Source organism: Parahoeflea halophila, assembly GCF_900220985.1.
GTDB lineage: Bacteria > Pseudomonadota > Alphaproteobacteria > Rhizobiales > Rhizobiaceae > Hoeflea > Hoeflea halophila.
This window is the reverse complement of the sequence record NZ_OCPC01000004.1, coordinates 135,778-151,896: the sequence shown is the minus strand read 5'-3', so window position 1 is coordinate 151,896 and position 16,119 is coordinate 135,778. Positions and strand designations below refer to the sequence as shown.

Sequence of the window (16,119 nt, the reverse complement as noted above, 5' to 3'; positions counted from 1 at the left end):
GTCCAAGCTTTTACCCCTGGGTGCCCGAGGTCAATTGCATGGCGGGCAGCAAGACGATAGAAGGCAGCGCAATCAACAGGATTTGTCAGACGATGCCCGAACCACTTGCCGAGGAAGTCGGCCGCCGCCGCACCTTCGCCATCATCTCCCACCCGGACGCGGGCAAGACTACACTGACCGAAAAGCTCTTGCTGTTCGGCGGCGCGATTCAGCTGGCAGGTGAGGTCAAGGCCAAGAAGGACCGGATCCAGACCCGCTCGGACTGGATGAAGATCGAGCGCGAGCGCGGTATCTCTGTGGTCACCTCGGTGATGACGTTCGAATACGACAACCACGTCTTCAACCTGCTCGACACCCCGGGCCACGAGGACTTCGCCGACGATACCTACCGCACGCTGACGGCTGTCGACGCGGCTGTGATGGTGATCGATGCGGCCAAGGGCATCGAGCCGCGGACGCTGAAGCTGTTCGAGGTCTGCCGGCTTCGCGACATTCCAATCATCACCTTCGTCAACAAGATGGACCGCGAGGCGCGCAACCCGTTCGAGATTCTTGACGAGGTAGAGCAGAAACTGGCGCTCGATTGTGCACCGATGACCTGGCCGATCGGGCAGGGAAAGAGTTTTTCGGGCACCTATCATCTGGCCAGTTCCGCCATCCGCCAATCCGACAAGGAAACAGACCTGACGCCGGTAAACGGCCCGGAATCGGACAAGGTCGCAGGGCTCCTGCCGGAAAACGAGCGCGAGACCTTCGTCGAGGAAACCAGCCTTGCAGTCGAAGCCTGCAAGCCGTTCGATCTGGAGGCGTTTCGTGAAGGTCATCTCACACCGGTCTATTTCGGCTCGGCACTGAGGAATTTCGGTGTGCGCGACCTGATCAACGCACTCGGCAAGTTTGCGCCGCAGCCGCGGGCGCAGGTGGCGGATACGCGCACGGTGGAAGCGACCGACCCGAAAATGACAGCCTTCGTGTTCAAGATCCAGGCCAATATGGATCCCAACCACCGGGACCGCATCGCCTTTGTGCGGGTGTGCTCGGGCAGGCTTCAGCGCGGCATGAAGGCGCGGCTGGCACGCACCGGCAAGCCGATGGGGCTGTCGGCACCGCAGTTCTTCTTCGCCTCGCAGCGGCAGATCGCCGATACCGCCTATGCCGGCGACGTGGTCGGCATTCCGAACCACGGAACGCTTCGCATCGGCGACACACTGACCGAGGGCGAGGCACTGGTGTTCCAGGGTGTGCCGAACTTCGCGCCGGAAATCCTGCGCCGGGTCAGGCTCGAGGACGCTATGAAGGCAAAGAAGCTGAAGGAAGCCTTGCAGCAGATGGCCGAGGAAGGCGTGGTGCAACTGTTTTCGCCCGAAGACGGATCGCCGGCGATTGTCGGCGTGGTCGGCGCCCTGCAGCTCGACGTACTGAAGGAGCGTCTTCAGGCGGAATACGGCCTGCCGGTGAGTTTCGAGATGGCGCGGTTTTCGATCTGCCGATGGATCTCGGCGCCGGACAAGTCCGATCTCGAACGTTTCATCACCAACCATCGCGGCGACATCGCCCGCGATCTGGATGGTGATCCTGTGTTTCTGGCCTCGGACCAGTTCTCGCTCAATTACGAGGCGGAGCGCTGGAGGATGATCGAAATGGTGGCGATCAAGGAATACCACGTCACCAAGGCTGCCTGAGCTGGACGGCGCGGGTATACCCCGTGCCGGTTTTTCCTCCCTGCTCACAAATTCTACATACGGCTGGAACCATCCGCCCGCCCCCGCGTTGATGAAAGCTACTGTCGCACGTTTTGGGGGAACGACGTGTCCACATCCTGTATCCGCCTCGCAGCCATGATCACCACTTCGACGCTGGTGATGGTCGGGCTGTTGAATCTCAACACCTTTGCCGCCGACCATGTCTGGTTCAGCCAAACACCGATGTGGTGGGCGCCCTATATCGGGGCGGCCATGGCAGCGGTGATGCTGTCCTTCACGCTCGGCATGTACAAGAACACCAGGCTCAACGCTGCCATCTTCGGGGCAGCAGCGCTGGTCTTTGCTGGCTCGCTCTACCTGGTCCGCAGCCAGGCCCCGGTCGATGACGAAGCATGGACGAAGGCGATGATCCCGCATCATTCGACCGCCATCCTGATCAACTCTCGGGCAGATACTTCCGATCCCAAGTCGCACAACCTTGCCGGTGACACCATCGACGCACCGCGCATCGAGATCGCCGAGTTGGAAACGCTGATCGCCGACCTGAACGTCGGGCAGATAGCACCCAAGGAGATTGGCGGCAGGTAGGGGGGGCTCCCCCAGCACCGCGCAGCGCCGAACTTCGCGGGACGCTGTTGGGCGAGGTTGCAACCTGCGGCGTCCAGTAGACCGGCGAACCTCGATCCGGCAGTTGTTCGCTGCGGTAGGCTCAAGGACGCCTGAGCGGACAGACCAAAACCCAGGACGGAAGGCAACCAGTGCCGCAGCTCCGTCATAGACGGCCGGCGCGATCCGTCTCTCGCTGCTTCCGCTCCCTTGCGCAGGCGAGCAAAGCTCTCCGTCTGCAGGAAGTGCAGGGCTCAGGCAGCAGCGGTGACGGCGAGTTTAGCGAGGCCTGACTTGAGTGCAGCGATGCAGTCAGGGTCGAAAGCGGTGCCAGCGTCCGCATCGAGAATCGCGAGCGCCTTTGCAATCGGCATGGCGGCGCGGTAGGGGCGCTCGGCGGTGAGCGCGTCGAACACATCGGCAACGGTCAGGATACGGACCTCCAGACAGATCTCCTCGCCTTTCAGACCATGCGGATAGCCCTTGCCATCAAGCCGCTCGTGGTGGGCAGCGGCGATGGGAGCTATATCGGCGAATGCCGCGACTCGACCAAGGATGGCCGCGCTCTCCAGTGGGTGCCGCTTGATCGCCTCCCATTCCCCGGCATCGAGTTTGCCTGACTTGTCGAGTATCTGGTTGGAGATGGCGAGTTTCCCGAATTCGTGCAGAAGGGCCGCGCGACGGAGCCAACGGCGGTGATCGGGGCTCAGCCCGAACTCCTCCGCTATCATGTCGGAATACAGTGTGACACGATTGGAGTGGTCCGCGGTGAAGGGGCTCTTGGCATCGACCACATCGGCAAATGCTGCTGCAATGTCATCGAGGTAATCCTCGCCAACGGGAGCGGATTGCAGTGCCGGGGTCATGGAGAAGACGCGCGTCTCGAGATCAGGTGAAGCGAGCAACGGCCAGAAATCCGGTGCTTGCTGTGCGGTGACGAAGGCTGTGACGAGATCGGGATCGAACCAGACTCCGGAGCGGGCGACAGCTTCGCCAAGGGCTGCAGGCGGGCCCCCTTCGGCATGAAAGACATCAATGACCTGCGACAGCAGCGCAATGTTGGATAACTGCGGAATTTGCCGTTGCTTAAGGCCCTGCGGCTGGCCAGAACCATCCCAATGTTCATCAAGCGAGAGAATGCCGGTCTGCACCGGTCGGGAGAAGTGCATGCGCGCGGCAATGTCGGCACCACGATGACAGCGCGTCTGCATGACCTCGCGGGCAATTTTTCCGGATTTCTGGATGACGCTGATAAGCGTTCGGATGCGCTCGCCGAGGCCAGCTTCGAGCCCTGTCTGGGCGAAGACAAAACGCAGCGCGGCGCTCATCGACGAGTCGATGGTTTTGAAATCCCGTTTGAAGGCGATGTCATCCGCCAGGTAGAGCTCGCAGATGCGCGCCGCATTGCTGGAGCAACCCAAATCCTTGAGCAACAAGGTGTAGTAGAGGTCCTTGAGCTCTTCATCGGGCAGTTTTAGCGCCTCACCGATACGGGTGCCGATAAAGCAGCCGCGAAGGCAGTGGCCTGCAGGCTGACCCTCGGTCAGATCCAGTGCGTAGCTGAACGCACCGAGTAGTTCGGCCAGCCTGAAGCCTTGCGGGCGATTTTGCGCGGTCCGGGCAAGATACAGACTGGTGCTCATGGCGCCCCCCTTTGCGAAACGTGTGTACAACCGGCAACTTAAGAAGCCTTTACCGGCACGGCATTTTTGTCGAAACCGTCGCTTGCCAAGCCAATTAATTCGATATAACTAGTTTTTTCGAATTAATAGGAGTGCGTGCATGAATGTGACGGAAGCAGCCCTGGGGTTTTCGGCAATGGGCTCTGAATCCCGGCTCGAGGTGCTCCAGACCCTGGTTCGCGCCGGTGAACCAGGATTGCGGGTTGGCGATATCCAGCAGCGAACCGGTATCTCGGCGTCGACGCTGGCACATCACCTGAAATTTCTCTCAGCTGCCAACCTCATTGTTCAACGCAAACAGGGACGGGTGATCATGAGCACGGCAAACTTCGCCCATCTGAGCCTGTTGGCCGGTTTCATCCTGGAAAACTGTTGTACCGAAGCGGAGCCGAAGCCATGACTGACGTCACCCAGACAACAGGAACTTCGCGCGCAAACATAAAGGATTGGCTCGCGACACCGTGGACCGTGATCGTGCTGGCATTGCTGGCGGTGGCCGTCCTCGATCCGGCTCTGCTTGAAGCAGTCGTCAGCTTTGCCGCCCGTGCGTTTGTTGGCACCCTTCCATACATCGGTCTTGCCGTCATGCTGATTGCCGGGTTGAAGGCGGCGGGCGCGGAATCGGTTATCGCTGACGCCTTCAAGGGCCGTGAAACGCGAATGATCGTGATGGCGGGCTTGTTTGGCGGGCTGGCGCCGTTTTGTTCGTGCGAAGTCATTCCGTTCATCGCCGGGCTGCTGGCGCTGGGCGCACCGTTGTCGGCTGTGATGGCGTTCTGGCTGTCGTCTCCGCTGATCGATCCGCCGACATTGCTGATCACGGCGGCAGCGCTGGGGTGGCCATTTGCAATCGGCAAGGCGGTGATCGCGGTGGCGCTGGGGCTTTCGGGCGGGTTTGCGATCAAGGCGGCGATGGCGGCTGGCTGGTTCTCCGATCCGCTCAAGGCCGTAAGGCAATCGCGCTGTGGCTGCGGGCCGGACCCGTATTCTGGCAGGCCGGTCTGGCGGTTCTGGCGTGATTCGCCACGCCGTGCCACATTCCGCGACGAACTGGTCAGCAATGGCGTGTTCCTGATCAAGTGGCTGGCACTCGCCTATGTGCTTGAAGCGCTGCTGGTTACCTATGTGCCGGCCGAGATGATCGCCGGGCTGGTGGGTGGCGAAGGCGTCGTGCCGATCGGCATCGCGGCGCTGGTGGGCATGCCTGCCTATCTCAATTCCTATGTGGCCCCACCGCTGCTGGCGGGCCTGATGGAGCAGGGCATGAGCACTGGTGCTGCGATGTCGTTCATGATCGCCGGAGCGGTCAGTTCGGTTCCGGCAATGGCAGCTGTCTGGTCGCTGGTCCGCAAGCCGGTCTTCGCCGCCTATCTCGGCCTCGGGGTTACCGGTGGCATAGTCTCAGGCATCGTTTTCCAGATGGTGGTTTGAGACCAAGGCCTTCGGTTGCATCAGCATACTGGCGCAAGAGGCTTGACGGTAAAGTCAAACCTATCTATCCCATAAACAGGAATTTTTCCTGATTATGGGATGACACGTGGAGAATCTCAACGACAGGCTGGCGGAGCGGTTGAAGCAGGTTCGCCTGATGCGCGGTTGGTCGCTGCAGGAACTGGCGGATGTGAGCGGTGTCAGCCGCTCGACCCTGTCGCGGGTGGAGAACGCCGAGGTGAGCCCGACAGCCGACACGCTGGGCAGTCTGTCGTCCGCTTACCGGATGACAATCTCGCAACTGCTGACACCAATAGAAGCGCCGTTCACGCCGCTGATCAAGGCTGCGGAACAGAGTGTATGGCACGATGCCGACAACGGCTTCTCGCGCAAGGTGGTGTCGCCGCCAAGCGGCGGCCTGTCCGCGGAAGTGGTGCATTGCACGCTCGACGCCTACCAGATGATCTCCTACACAGCGCCATCGGTTCCGGGACATGAGCATCATCTGATGATGCTGTCTGGCGCCCTGACGGTCAGTGTAGATGACGACGAACACCATCTGGAGCCCGGCGACTGCCTGCGCTACCAGCTGTTCGGGCCATCGAAGTTCCAGACCGGGGTCGATCCCGCAACCTACCTGATCCTACTCGTGTGAGGTGTCATGACCAGCGTCGGCATTCATTGTCTTTTCGTCGAAGAACTCGACGCTCACGCAGACGCCCTGGCAGAGATCATGGCAGAGACGGTGCAGGACGGAGCAGCCGTGGGCTACATGCAGCCGTTCTCCCGTGCTGACGGACTGGCGTTCTTCAACGAACAGGTGTTTCCCGAGGTGCGGGCCGGACGGCGAAGGCTGCTGGTCGCCAGGCTGGATGGCAAGACGGTGGGGTCGGTTCAACTGATCACGGCGCTGCCCGTAAACCAGCCACATCGCTGCGAGGTAGCCAAGATGATGGTTCACCCGTCGGCAAGGCGAAAGGGAATTGGCCGAGCCCTGATGCACGCGCTCGATGCGGAGGCACGAGCAGCCGGCAAAACACTGGTCACCCTCGACACGAAGACCGGCGACAAGGCCGAGCCGCTTTACAAGGCGACGGGCTACCGGACCGCAGGCGTAATCCCTGGCTACGCGCTGGATCCCGACGGCAAGGCGCAGCACGCCACGACCTACATGTACAAGACGCTTTGACATCTCCGCAACAGGCAACGTTTTGCCTACAGCGCCGCGCATCCAATCGGATGCGCAAAGGTCGCTGTAACAATATGAGAAAGCATGCCGGTCGGGCTCCGGGACTGCGCGGGCCAGAACGAAAACGGAGCGCACCCGGAGCATCACCAAGGCTACGCGGAAACAATGTCACTGCACCTCATCTTCGGATCGGGGCACGCGGTTTTCGTCGAGAAGCTTGCGAATGGTGACCAGCCCCGGCAGCACTGAAAGCATGATCTGATGATGCTCCGAACGCAGGAAATGCCTGAAAGTGTGCGTCAGGGCCTCGATCGCCGCCATATGAAATGACCGGCCGGCAGGGGTGAGGAAGACCTTTTTGGAGCGGGCATCCGTTTCACTCGGCAGGGTCTGGATGAGGCCCCTCTTTTCCAGCACTTTGAGCGAATGGCTCATCGTTGCCTTGGTCACCTGCATGGCATTGGCGAGGCCGAGAGGGGTCGTTCCATCACCAACCCGCGTGAGATGCATAATAATGGCAAAGTGAGATGGATGAAGTCCGTCGGGCAGGGTCTTCCCCGCCAACGTTTTTCCAAGTTGCTCGATGATCGCAACTTCATTGAAGAAGGCGATGACCTCGCCGGGATTTATGCCGGAATCCATTTCGTTTCGGTTTCCCCTGCTCTGCCGCCAGCCGCCAGAAAGAGGCTGGAGCAACAGGCGGTTCTCATACAAGCCACGCAGAAAGTTCAAGCCAGCCACCTTTTCATCTGGTGAGGTCAGCATGGCCCTCTAACTGGCACATTTCAGGTTGCTGCACAAATCCACCGCCGACGCCCAATCATCGCGGGTTCTCGTCAGCAATGAACCACTGATTCGTCAACCCGAGCGCATCGCCAAGAGAGATGTCAGTTGGGCCCGGCATTTTGCCCTGTCGGAATTCGCGCCGCCACGACCTAGTGCGCGGGCCGGATGAAGGTGCCGTTCTTGAGCTCGGTGACGGCCTGGATCAACTCCTGGCGGCTGTTCATGACGATCGGACCGTGCCAGGCCACCGGCTCCCTGATCGGTTTGCCGGAAACCAGCAAAAAGCGGATGCCGTCGGCGCCTGCCTGCACTGTGATCTCGTCGCCGGTATCGAAGACCACGAGTGTGCGGTCGCCCGACATGTCGCGGATCTGGATCTCCTCACCCTCGACTTCCTTCTCCACCAGCACGCCAAAGGGTCTGGAGGCGTCGCGGAACGACCCGGAGCCAGCAAAGATGTAGGCGAACGCCGAGCGGTAGGCGTCGATCTTGAAGGTTTTCTTTCTGCCCGGCGGCACCGAGATATCGACATAGGACGGTTCGGCGGCAATGCCGTCGACCGGACCGCGCTTGCCCCAGAACTCGCCGCAGATGATGCGGGCGGCGGTTCCGTCATCATCGATCTCGACCGGGATGTCGGCGGCGGCGACATCCTGATAGCGCGGCGCGGTCATCTTGAGTGACGACGGCAGATTGGCCCAAAGCTGGAAGCCGTGCATCTTGCCGGCAAAATCTCCCTTTGGCATTTCCTGGTGCATGATTCCGCTTCCGGCGGTCATCCACTGCACGTCGCCCGCCCCAAGCGTGCCGGTGTTGCCGAGGCTGTCACCATGCTCGACAGTACCGGCCAGCACATAGGTGATGGTCTCGATGCCTCGATGCGGGTGCCAGGGAAAGCCTTTGATATAGTTCTCTGGCTGGGAATTGCGAAAATCGTCGAACAACAGGAATGGATCGGTCAACGACGGATCGTCGAAACCGAAGGCGCGCTTGAGATGGACACCCGCACCTTCGAGATGCGGGGTCGCGGTGGACTGGTGACGGACTGGTCTGATGGACATGGCAGCCTCCTTGAGACGAATGGCCGGCCGGGCTGACCGGAGAAATTTGTGTCGCTCAAGATGTAACGGGCTTGCGGAGATCATAAAGAGGCGACCTGCAAACGGAGTGTTCAGTTTTGCGCGCATTGGGGCCAGGCGCGAAATCGAGAAAGCACCTCCGAAAGTCGTTTTGCGGAACCCAAGTCAGTGGCAGGCGTTGTCATGACTGAAACAGATATGGAGCTTCCAATGTCCCTGAAGATTGATCGCAAGTCAGAACCTGAGCTGACAGGAAACAAAGCGTCAGAGCAGGAAGACTTGCCCCAGACAAAAACGCTCCGCAGTGTCAAGGACATGAAGTTCGAACTGGAGCGGCAAACCGGACGCGGCGCTCCGGATCTTGAGGAGCTGGAAGCGCGGATCGCCTCGGTCGATATCCCGACGGCACACGACAACGACCGCTAGACAGGGGCCGCAGCGGACCGGCGGAACGTATTTAGTTCAAACTCTATGGAACCGGATCAGGCATCCGGCGTTGCCTTTCCGTAACGGAAGGAGACGCCTATGCCTGCCATCCATCTTTCGCCTGAAGAAATATCCGCTCATCAACATATCAGCCGAGGAGAAAAGCTCGAATGGCTGAACGACATGAAACTCGATCTTGAGCTGCAAAACCGTCGCGGAATCGTCGATCCAGACAGGTTTGACCGTCTGTCGGCTTCGATCGAGCATGCGATCGCGCGGGTCACGCAACAGGTGTCGGACCGCCGAAGGCGCCGCTACCGCACCGAGGGTACGGTACCAGAGCACCTCTCCCACATATAATCTCAGAAAACAGGCGATCGCCTATCAGGCCCGGCATAACCGGGCGTTCCCGCTTGGGGCGTTCCATGGCCACAGAAAAGCGTTCCCATCGGGCCATCCTCACGTGATGCCCAGCCTTACCGTGCCAGGCCAGAAAGTGGAATCTGCGTGGTTTCCTTGATCTCTTCCATGACAAAGGAGGCCGAGACGTCGGCGAGCTTCACCTTGGCAATCAATCGTTGATAGAGCCGGTCGTAGGCTTTCACATCCGAAACCCGGGCGCGGAGCACGTAATCGAGATCACCGGATGTGCGGTAAACGCCGACGATTTCCGGAAACGCGCCGACCGCCTCGCGGAACTGTTTCAGCCAGTCGGCGTCATGACTGACGGCCCGGACGAATACGAAGACCGAGAGGCCGCAACCGGCAGTTTCGGCATCAAGTATGGCAACACGGTCCTTGATCAGACCACGCTCTTCCATCAGCTTGACTCGGCGCCAGCAGGCGTTGCGTGACAGGTTGACCCGCTCCGAGAGCGCGTCGACCGACAATGTACCATCGCGCTGAAGCTGGCCGAGTATTCGGATATCCGTATCGTCAATCTGATACATACAGGGATATCTATCCCAATAATTAGATAAAACAAAGGACATTTGGGACATTTCGCCCGGCGGACCGGGCTATTCTCTCGACATCGCATCCGAACGAGGGAGCACGTCCATGTCCAGCCAGATCGCCCGCCTTTTCAAGGCTCATCCGCAGTCGGTCGACGAAACCTATTTCGAGCACCTGCTATTCGCAGGCAAGTTTTCAGCCAAGTTGTTTGCCGCAGGCTTCTGCGCCCTGTGCCACGCAATCCTGCCGTTTACCTTTGAGAAAACAGCAAGCCGTATGATCAACGAGATGCATCACCGGATGCACAACCGGAGCAAATAGAAAATTATGTGCCGATGGGCCGCCTACCGTGGAACACCGATCCCGCTGGAGCAGATCGTCTCCGCCCCCGGCCATTCGCTGATCGAGCAATCGCACCACGCCATCCAGGCCAAGACCGCCACCAATGGTGATGGCTTCGGCGTTGCCTGGTATGGCGAGCATCCGGAACCCGGCCTTTACCGCGATGTACTTCCGGCCTGGTCGGACTGCAATCTGAAGTCTCTCGCCCGACAGATCCGTTCGCCGCTGTTTCTCGCCCATGTCCGCGCCTCGACCGGCGGGGCGACCAGCCGCGACAATTGCCATCCCTTCGTCAACGGCCGATGGTCGTTCATGCACAACGGTCAAATCGCCGGCTTCGAGAAGATCCGGCGGCCAATGGAGGCAGCTCTTTCTGACCGGCTCTACCAGGCCCGCCAAGGCACCACGGATTCGGAACTGCTGTTTCTGCTGGCGCTCGAATTCGGACTCGAAACCGATCCGGCAGCGGCCTTCGGTGAAGCCATCCGGTTTGCGCTTTCAGAAGCCGCACGCGCCGGCGTGCGTGAACTGGTACGCTTCACCGCAGCCGTCTCTGACGGAAACGCGCTACACGCCATCCGCTACGCCAGCGACGAATACGCCCCAACTCTCTACGCGGCACCTACCTGCAACAACCAGGGCCACTGCCTGGTGTCCGAACCGTTCAAGGACACCGGCACCAAATGGCACGAAATCCCGGCCGGCAGCATCGTCACGCTCACGGCATCGGGCATGACCTCGAAGCGGTTCAAGCCGATGCAGGCGGAGGCGGTGAAGGTGGCCGAAGTGGCTTGAGGACCGATCTGGTCTTCCGCCACATTCGCGTTGGCCACCGACCTGAAGACGGCTTCCTGTATTGCTCAGAGGCATAGCCTCGCATCCACCCCGGGCACGGTCCGCAGGTCGTGTTTCAGCTTACCAGACCCAAGGCCTCGTCACTTGCGGTGCCGGCATATTTGTCGCGGGGTGGCCAGGGCCGGTCTTGCCAGCGTGGAGAAAACGAAAAGCTTGAGACGGCACGGCCACTGACCAGTGCACCGTTTCCAGCCCCCAGCGCATAGTCGTAGTAGAGTTTGACGATTTCTTCTCGTGTCACCTGCTCAGTCGCCGCATGAGACATGCAGGCATCCTTCCAGGCACGCACCCGGCTGTATTCCCTCGATTGAGGCAACTGGAAATCCTCGTAATAGTCCAGGAACCAGAAACGCATGAACATGGGCGTGAATACCGTTTCAGCAAGGCCGAAGCTTTCGAACAAGTAGGGTCCTGCAGAACCGTGCTCGACCAGAAAGTCATTGATATCACGATAGATAGCCAGCAGTTTGTCGGCGAATTCGTCGCGTTTATCTCTCTGCTGGTTCATGACGAAGAGATACCCCGCCATCGTGAAGGGGCCTTCACGGGTAATGAGCATCGATTCGATAGCGTGTTCCAACGGGTCGCTACGACGCAATGCCGGCCCTTCGATAGCCTCATCGAGATATCGAAGGATCACGAGACTTTCCTTGAGGATGTCTCCTTGAGGCGTTTCGAGAACCGGGAGCGCAGTGGTCCCCCGCGTCTTTGCAAGCAGCTCGGGGTCCCGCGGCTTGGTGATGTCGACGACACGAAACTCTACTGCATCTTCCTGCCCCCGCAGGGCGAGAAGGATTTCCAGCCGCTGCGAGAACGGACAGACGGGGATGTGGTATACGATGGGCTTGGCAGTCATGAGGTCAATCCAGAGGTGGTCCAGTGAAGCTGAGGTGGTGCCGCCGCGCGGACTCCTCGATGGCAGGCATGTCTTCGGGGATCCTTAACTGTCCTCTCGCCATGTCGGCAAAAAACCCTTCAAATCCCCCAGGCGTCAGAATGACCAGGTGACGAGATGGCTTTTCTCCTACCACCTTGAAGGTATGGTTTGTTCCGCGTGGAATAAAAACACTCTCGCCTGGCCCGGCCAGTGTCTCCTGACCATCGATCCATACCTTGCAGGTGCCTGACAGCATGACGAAGGTTTCATCCTCCTTCTCGTGGATGTGCCGTGGAGGGCCGCTGCCGGCAGGTGACCAGCTATCCACGATCGACATGGCACCACCGGTCTGTTCCGGCGAGAGAATGGTTTTGTACCGCACACCAAGCCATTCGATGGCGTCGGTGTCATTTTCCAATTCGGTCATCGTTCCATTCCTTTCTTGGGACTGAAACGAAAGCGCTTTCGATGTCGGCAATATAACAATGAACCCTGGTATCGACCAAACCATATCTTCGAATATAAGATATCAGCATTATGAATTTCGCGACCTTCGACTTGAACCTGCTGCGCGTGCTTGACGCGGTCTTCCGCGAAGGCTCCACCGTGAAAGCCGCTCAGCGGCTGGGGCTCTCTCAGTCAGCGGTTTCCGGAAGCCTCTCGCGCCTGCGCCATTCTCTCGACGACCCACTGTTTGTGCGGCAAGGCAATCGACTGGTTGCCACCGACTTTGCAACGGGATTGAAAGAGCCCGTCATGCAAGAGCTTGAGAGACTCGAGAAGATGCTCTCTCCTCCCTCGCACTTCGACCCTGAAACCGCCCGAGGAACATTTCGGATTGCCGCAAGCGATTTCTTCGCAGAGATGTTGATGCCAGCCTTGGGGCAACTGCTTCACCACAAGGCACCGGGCATCAGGGCCCAGCTTGTGGACCTTGTGCCGCAGGACTACGTCGCCAGCCTTGAGCGGCGCAATGCCGATATTGCATTGATCCCGGAGACGGCATTACCCGACTGGGTCAGCAGCGAAGAGCTGTTTCGCTCACCCTTCAAGGTCATCGCTCGCAAGGGGAACCCGGGAATAGCTGACCTGAGGCAAGGACAGGTCATGCCCTTTGACGTATTCTGCAAGCTCCTCCACGTGTTGTTTTCTCCGGAGGGGAACATCACGGCGATGGGGGATGCCGCGTTGTCGCGCGTCGGACGGCAGCGTCACGTGGCGATGACAGTTCCGGTTTTCTCCGGCGTCTGTAGAGCAGTGCGAGAGAGCGATCTGATTGCACTCGTGCCCGCCCAATTGGCGGACGATGTCGCGCGGACCTTCGACCTCCAGATCTTTGACCCGCCGATGCCGATAGATCCGCCGCTGATCATCGGCATCTGGCATAAACGGTCTGAACACACACCGCTTGCAATCTGGATGCGAGGCCAGATCTTCGATCTGCTGCGTCAACTGAACTCATGATGCGTGTCGCGTTCAAGTTGGTTCGTTTGAACGAAACAACGATGCAGCATTTCAAAGCGTGACAGCAGACTTGAGCATCCAATTGGATGCGCCGCGCTCACGGGGCAAGAGACCCACTTCCTTTCCGGGCGTCGGCGCAAATCGGCATCGTGGTCATTTGTCCAGAATTGGAGTGAATGTGGTTCTATCAGATAAAAACCATCACAACGGTTTGCGGTTGAGACTCTCCGCAATCCGCGCCGCCAGCCGCGCAGCCACCTCGTCCTTGCTCAGATCCGGCCAGTCCTCGACGCCGTCGTTCGAGACAATGCGGACGCGGTTGCGGTCACCGCCCATGATGCCGGTTTGAGGGGAGACGTCGTTGGCGACGATGAAATCGGCGCCCTTGCGGGCAAGCTTGGCCCGGGCGTTGGCAATCACGTCAGCGGTTTCCGCGGCGAAGCCGACGACCAGCTTCGGGCGGTCCGCATGGTGGCCGATGGTCTTGAGAATGTCGGGGTTCTCGGTGAGCACCAGCGGCGCCGGGCCTTCGCCTTCCTTCTTCTTGATCTTGTTGTCCGCAGAGGTGGCCACGCGCCAGTCAGCTACGGCAGCGACAAAAACGGCAATGTCGGCGGGCAAGGCATCTGTCACGGCCTCGAGCATCTCGCGGGCGCTTTCGACATGGATGGTGTTGGCGCCGGCGGGATCCGGGATCGTCACCGGCCCCGAGACGAGGGTCACGTCAGCACCAAGGCGGGCGAGATTGGCGGCGATGGCGTGGCCCTGCTTTCCCGACGAGCGGTTGGCGATGTAGCGCACCGGGTCGATCGGCTCGTGCGTGGGGCCGGAGGTGACGATGGCGGTTCGGCCCGCGAGCGGTTTCGGGGCGTCATCCATGAGCGCCTCGATGGAGGCCACAATCTGCAGCGGCTCGGCCATGCGCCCCTCGCCGGCCTCATTGCTCTCGGCCATCTCGCCCGCCATCGGGCCGATGAAGCGGATGCCGTCTTTCCTGAGCGTTTCGACATTGCGGCGGGTAGCCGGGTGCGCCCACATGGCCGGGTTCATCGCGGGAGCCAGAAGCACCGGCCGGTTGGTGGCAAGCAGCACCGTGGAGGCGAGATCGCCCGCAAGGCCATGCGCCATCCTGGCCATGAGGTCGGCGGTGGCGGGGGCGACGCAGATCATGTCGCAGTCGCGCGCCAGGCGAATGTGGCCGACATCCTGCTCGTCCTCGCGCGAGAACAGATCGGTATAGACATGGTCCGCGGCAAGCGCACCGACAGCCAAGGGCGTGACGAATTCCTGCGCCCCTGCGGTCATGACCGGCCGCACCGACGCGCCGCGCTCGCGCAGCCGACGGATCAGATCGAGCGCCTTGTAGGCGGCGATACCGCCGGAAATGATCAGCAGGATGCGTTTGCCGGAAAGCGTCATGGCGCAGGGTCCCAAGGGTTGATGAGGGTGACACCGCAACCTTCGAAATCACGAATATTGCGGGTGGCAATCGACAATCCGCGCCTCAGCGCGATGGCCGCGATCTGGGCGTCGAAGATAGAAATTGGCCGGCCGGCTCTTCGACGCAATGCAGAGATTTTAGCGCAATACGGTGCATCGGCGCTCTCGAACGGAAGGACAGGCTGGGGCAAATCGAACTTGATCAGTCGCTCAATCACAAGAGCAAACGTATCGCGTCGTTTACCCTCGGGCATCAATTCTACACCAAACAGCAGTTCAGCTTCAGTGACTGAAGTTATGAAGCGCGCCATTTGCGCAGTCCGCTCGAACCAATCGGCGACCTTGGCATTTGGGACCGGCCGCATGATTTCGGATACGACATTGGTGTCGATTATCATTCCTCGTCGTCCAGCCAGTCGAACACCTTGCGCTCGCCGGCCTTCTCCGTCCGGGGAGGAATCTCCAGCTCTATCCCGCCCAGTGGTTCAACCAAGTCGCGTATACGCTGATAAGCGGACTTGCCTTGCGCAGGCGGGGGAGCCTGCACCAGTTGGCGCAACAGTACGCGGGCCTCTTCTTCCATGGACACGCCATGCCGCGCCGCGCGTTCACGCAGAGCCTGCTTCACCTCGTCATCGAGATTGCGGATGGTCAGTGTTGCCATGGTGAACCTCCTTGGCCCCGGGCTGACAATGCATGCAATGTAGGCATTGCATGCATTGCAGTCAAACGCCAGCAAGACCGGCAGCCTTGCGCGTTCCCCAGCCAACCAGAAGCTGAAGGACGCGCATTGCGGAGGCAAGCGACAACCCGGCGCCGGGCCGGGCTGTCAGTTTTTCATGCGGTCAGGCCGCCTGGAGGATCTCCAGCATCTCGATGTCGAAAACCAGGTCCTTGCCCGCCAGCGGGTGGTTGGCGTCAACGGTGATGTTCTCTTCGCCAACGGTAGTAACGAGGAGCATCACCTGGCCACCCTGTGGGGTCTGGGCCTGCAGCTGCATGCCTTCCTGCGGCTCGAGTTCCGGCGGCAGGGCGCTGCGCGGGACCTGCTGCACCTTGGCCGGATCGTGGGGGCCGTAGGCCTCTGCAGCCGGGACAGTGACAGTCTGCTTGTCACCGACCTTCATGCCCTCGACCTCGCGGTCAAGACCGGGGATGATCTGGCCGGAGCCGACCTGGAACTCCAAAGGCTCGCGGCCCTCGGAGCTGTCGAACTGGGTGCCGTCTGTCAGTTTACCGGTATAGTTGATCCGGACGGTGTCGCCGGATTTGGCTTCGCTCATAT

The 16,119-nt window shown here is 60.2% G+C and carries 21 protein-coding genes; 11 read left to right on the top strand and 10 right to left on the bottom strand.

The features are described from left to right. The first annotated feature begins 92 nt into the window (after window positions 1–92). Window positions 93–1,682 (top strand): peptide chain release factor 3, encoded by a 1,590-nt coding sequence (locus CRO46_RS14030; protein WP_097108420.1) that lies wholly within the window; start codon window positions 93–95, stop codon window positions 1,680–1,682. 126 nt (window positions 1,683–1,808) lie between these two features. Beyond that, window positions 1,809–2,291 carry a DUF305 domain-containing protein gene (locus CRO46_RS14025; protein ID WP_244577899.1) on the top strand — a complete coding sequence of 161 codons (483 nt, stop codon included), beginning with the start codon at window positions 1,809–1,811 and terminating at the stop codon, window positions 2,289–2,291. Between the two features lie 272 nt (window positions 2,292–2,563). On the opposite strand, the gene CRO46_RS14020 is transcribed toward CRO46_RS14025, so the two are convergent. After that, the gene (locus CRO46_RS14020; RefSeq protein ID WP_097108418.1) at window positions 2,564–3,952 is read right to left on the bottom strand and encodes an HD-GYP domain-containing protein; all 1,389 of its coding nucleotides are present in this window, start codon (window positions 3,950–3,952) and stop codon (window positions 2,564–2,566) included. Window positions 3,953–4,091: 139 nt separating this feature from the next. On the opposite strand from CRO46_RS14020, the gene CRO46_RS14015 reads away from it, so the two are divergent. The 4 genes from CRO46_RS14015 (at window position 4,092) to CRO46_RS14000 (ending at window position 6,611) form a co-directional block, all read left to right on the top strand. Beyond that, entirely contained in the window at window positions 4,092–4,391 is a 300-nt protein-coding gene (locus CRO46_RS14015; RefSeq protein ID WP_097108417.1) for an ArsR/SmtB family transcription factor, read from the top strand. Next, window positions 4,388–5,422 carry a permease gene (locus tag CRO46_RS14010; protein ID WP_097108416.1) on the top strand — a complete coding sequence of 345 codons (1,035 nt, stop codon included), beginning with the start codon at window positions 4,388–4,390 and terminating at the stop codon, window positions 5,420–5,422. The genes CRO46_RS14015 and CRO46_RS14010 overlap by 4 nt, the downstream gene beginning before the upstream one ends. Window positions 5,423–5,528: 106 nt before the next feature. Then, complete coding sequence (locus CRO46_RS14005; RefSeq protein WP_097108415.1) at window positions 5,529–6,077, top strand: XRE family transcriptional regulator; 549 nt, start codon at window positions 5,529–5,531, stop codon at window positions 6,075–6,077. Window positions 6,078–6,083: 6 nt separating this feature from the next. After that, complete coding sequence (locus CRO46_RS14000) at window positions 6,084–6,611, top strand: GNAT family N-acetyltransferase (protein WP_097108414.1); 528 nt, start codon at window positions 6,084–6,086, stop codon at window positions 6,609–6,611. A gap of 168 nt (window positions 6,612–6,779) precedes the next feature. On the opposite strand, the gene CRO46_RS13995 is transcribed toward CRO46_RS14000, so the two are convergent. Together CRO46_RS13995 and CRO46_RS13990 are read right to left on the bottom strand one after the other, a co-directional pair. Next, the gene (locus CRO46_RS13995) at window positions 6,780–7,376 is read right to left on the bottom strand and encodes a MarR family winged helix-turn-helix transcriptional regulator (RefSeq protein ID WP_244577898.1); all 597 of its coding nucleotides are present in this window, start codon (window positions 7,374–7,376) and stop codon (window positions 6,780–6,782) included. 170 nt (window positions 7,377–7,546) lie between these two features. Next, window positions 7,547–8,458, bottom strand: a complete 912-nt coding sequence (locus tag CRO46_RS13990; RefSeq protein ID WP_097108413.1) for a pirin family protein — start codon at window positions 8,456–8,458, stop codon at window positions 7,547–7,549. Between the two features lie 228 nt (window positions 8,459–8,686). Here CRO46_RS13990 and CRO46_RS13985 point away from each other — a divergent pair, with 228 nt between their 5' ends. After that, entirely contained in the window at window positions 8,687–8,902 is a 216-nt protein-coding gene (locus CRO46_RS13985) for a hypothetical protein (protein WP_143439051.1), read from the top strand. A gap of 99 nt (window positions 8,903–9,001) precedes the next feature. Continuing rightward, window positions 9,002–9,262, top strand: coding sequence for a hypothetical protein (locus CRO46_RS13980; RefSeq protein ID WP_097108411.1), 261 nt, complete (start codon window positions 9,002–9,004; stop codon window positions 9,260–9,262). A gap of 116 nt (window positions 9,263–9,378) precedes the next feature. On the opposite strand, the gene CRO46_RS13975 is transcribed toward CRO46_RS13980, so the two are convergent. Beyond that, window positions 9,379–9,852, bottom strand: coding sequence for an Lrp/AsnC family transcriptional regulator (locus tag CRO46_RS13975; protein WP_097108410.1), 474 nt, complete (start codon window positions 9,850–9,852; stop codon window positions 9,379–9,381). Window positions 9,853–9,961: 109 nt separating this feature from the next. On the opposite strand from CRO46_RS13975, the gene CRO46_RS13970 reads away from it, so the two are divergent. Both CRO46_RS13970 and CRO46_RS13965 read left to right on the top strand, forming a co-directional pair. Further along, window positions 9,962–10,177, top strand: a complete 216-nt coding sequence (locus CRO46_RS13970) for a DUF6356 family protein (RefSeq protein WP_097108409.1) — start codon at window positions 9,962–9,964, stop codon at window positions 10,175–10,177. A gap of 6 nt (window positions 10,178–10,183) precedes the next feature. Beyond that, a complete protein-coding gene (locus CRO46_RS13965) occupies window positions 10,184–10,993 on the top strand; it encodes a class II glutamine amidotransferase (protein ID WP_097108408.1) in 810 nt (269 codons plus the stop codon). Between the two features lie 115 nt (window positions 10,994–11,108). Here CRO46_RS13965 and CRO46_RS13960 read toward each other — a convergent pair whose 3' ends face one another. Together CRO46_RS13960 and CRO46_RS13955 are read right to left on the bottom strand one after the other, a co-directional pair. After that, window positions 11,109–11,909, bottom strand: a complete 801-nt coding sequence (locus tag CRO46_RS13960; RefSeq protein ID WP_097108407.1) for a glutathione S-transferase — start codon at window positions 11,907–11,909, stop codon at window positions 11,109–11,111. Window positions 11,910–11,913: 4 nt separating this feature from the next. Next, on the bottom strand, window positions 11,914–12,357 hold the full coding sequence (locus CRO46_RS13955) for a cupin domain-containing protein (RefSeq protein ID WP_097108406.1): 444 nt from the start codon (window positions 12,355–12,357) through the stop codon (window positions 11,914–11,916). A 110-nt stretch (window positions 12,358–12,467) separates the two neighbouring features. Here CRO46_RS13955 and CRO46_RS13950 point away from each other — a divergent pair, with 110 nt between their 5' ends. After that, on the top strand, window positions 12,468–13,394 hold the full coding sequence (locus CRO46_RS13950; protein WP_097108405.1) for a LysR family transcriptional regulator: 927 nt from the start codon (window positions 12,468–12,470) through the stop codon (window positions 13,392–13,394). A gap of 201 nt (window positions 13,395–13,595) precedes the next feature. Here CRO46_RS13950 and coaBC read toward each other — a convergent pair whose 3' ends face one another. From coaBC to CRO46_RS13930, 4 genes are all read right to left on the bottom strand, one after another. Further along, window positions 13,596–14,813 (bottom strand): bifunctional phosphopantothenoylcysteine decarboxylase/phosphopantothenate--cysteine ligase CoaBC, encoded by a 1,218-nt coding sequence (gene coaBC / locus CRO46_RS13945; protein ID WP_097108404.1) that lies wholly within the window; start codon window positions 14,811–14,813, stop codon window positions 13,596–13,598. Beyond that, window positions 14,810–15,232, bottom strand: coding sequence for a type II toxin-antitoxin system VapC family toxin (locus tag CRO46_RS13940; protein WP_097108403.1), 423 nt, complete (start codon window positions 15,230–15,232; stop codon window positions 14,810–14,812). The genes coaBC and CRO46_RS13940 overlap by 4 nt, the downstream gene beginning before the upstream one ends. After that, a complete protein-coding gene (locus CRO46_RS13935; protein ID WP_097108402.1) occupies window positions 15,229–15,498 on the bottom strand; it encodes a FitA-like ribbon-helix-helix domain-containing protein in 270 nt (89 codons plus the stop codon). Before CRO46_RS13935 ends, CRO46_RS13940 begins: the two co-directional genes overlap by 4 nt. A gap of 181 nt (window positions 15,499–15,679) precedes the next feature. Further along, a complete protein-coding gene (locus CRO46_RS13930; RefSeq protein WP_097108401.1) occupies window positions 15,680–16,117 on the bottom strand; it encodes an FKBP-type peptidyl-prolyl cis-trans isomerase in 438 nt (145 codons plus the stop codon). Between the last annotated feature and the right edge of the window lie 2 nt (window positions 16,118–16,119).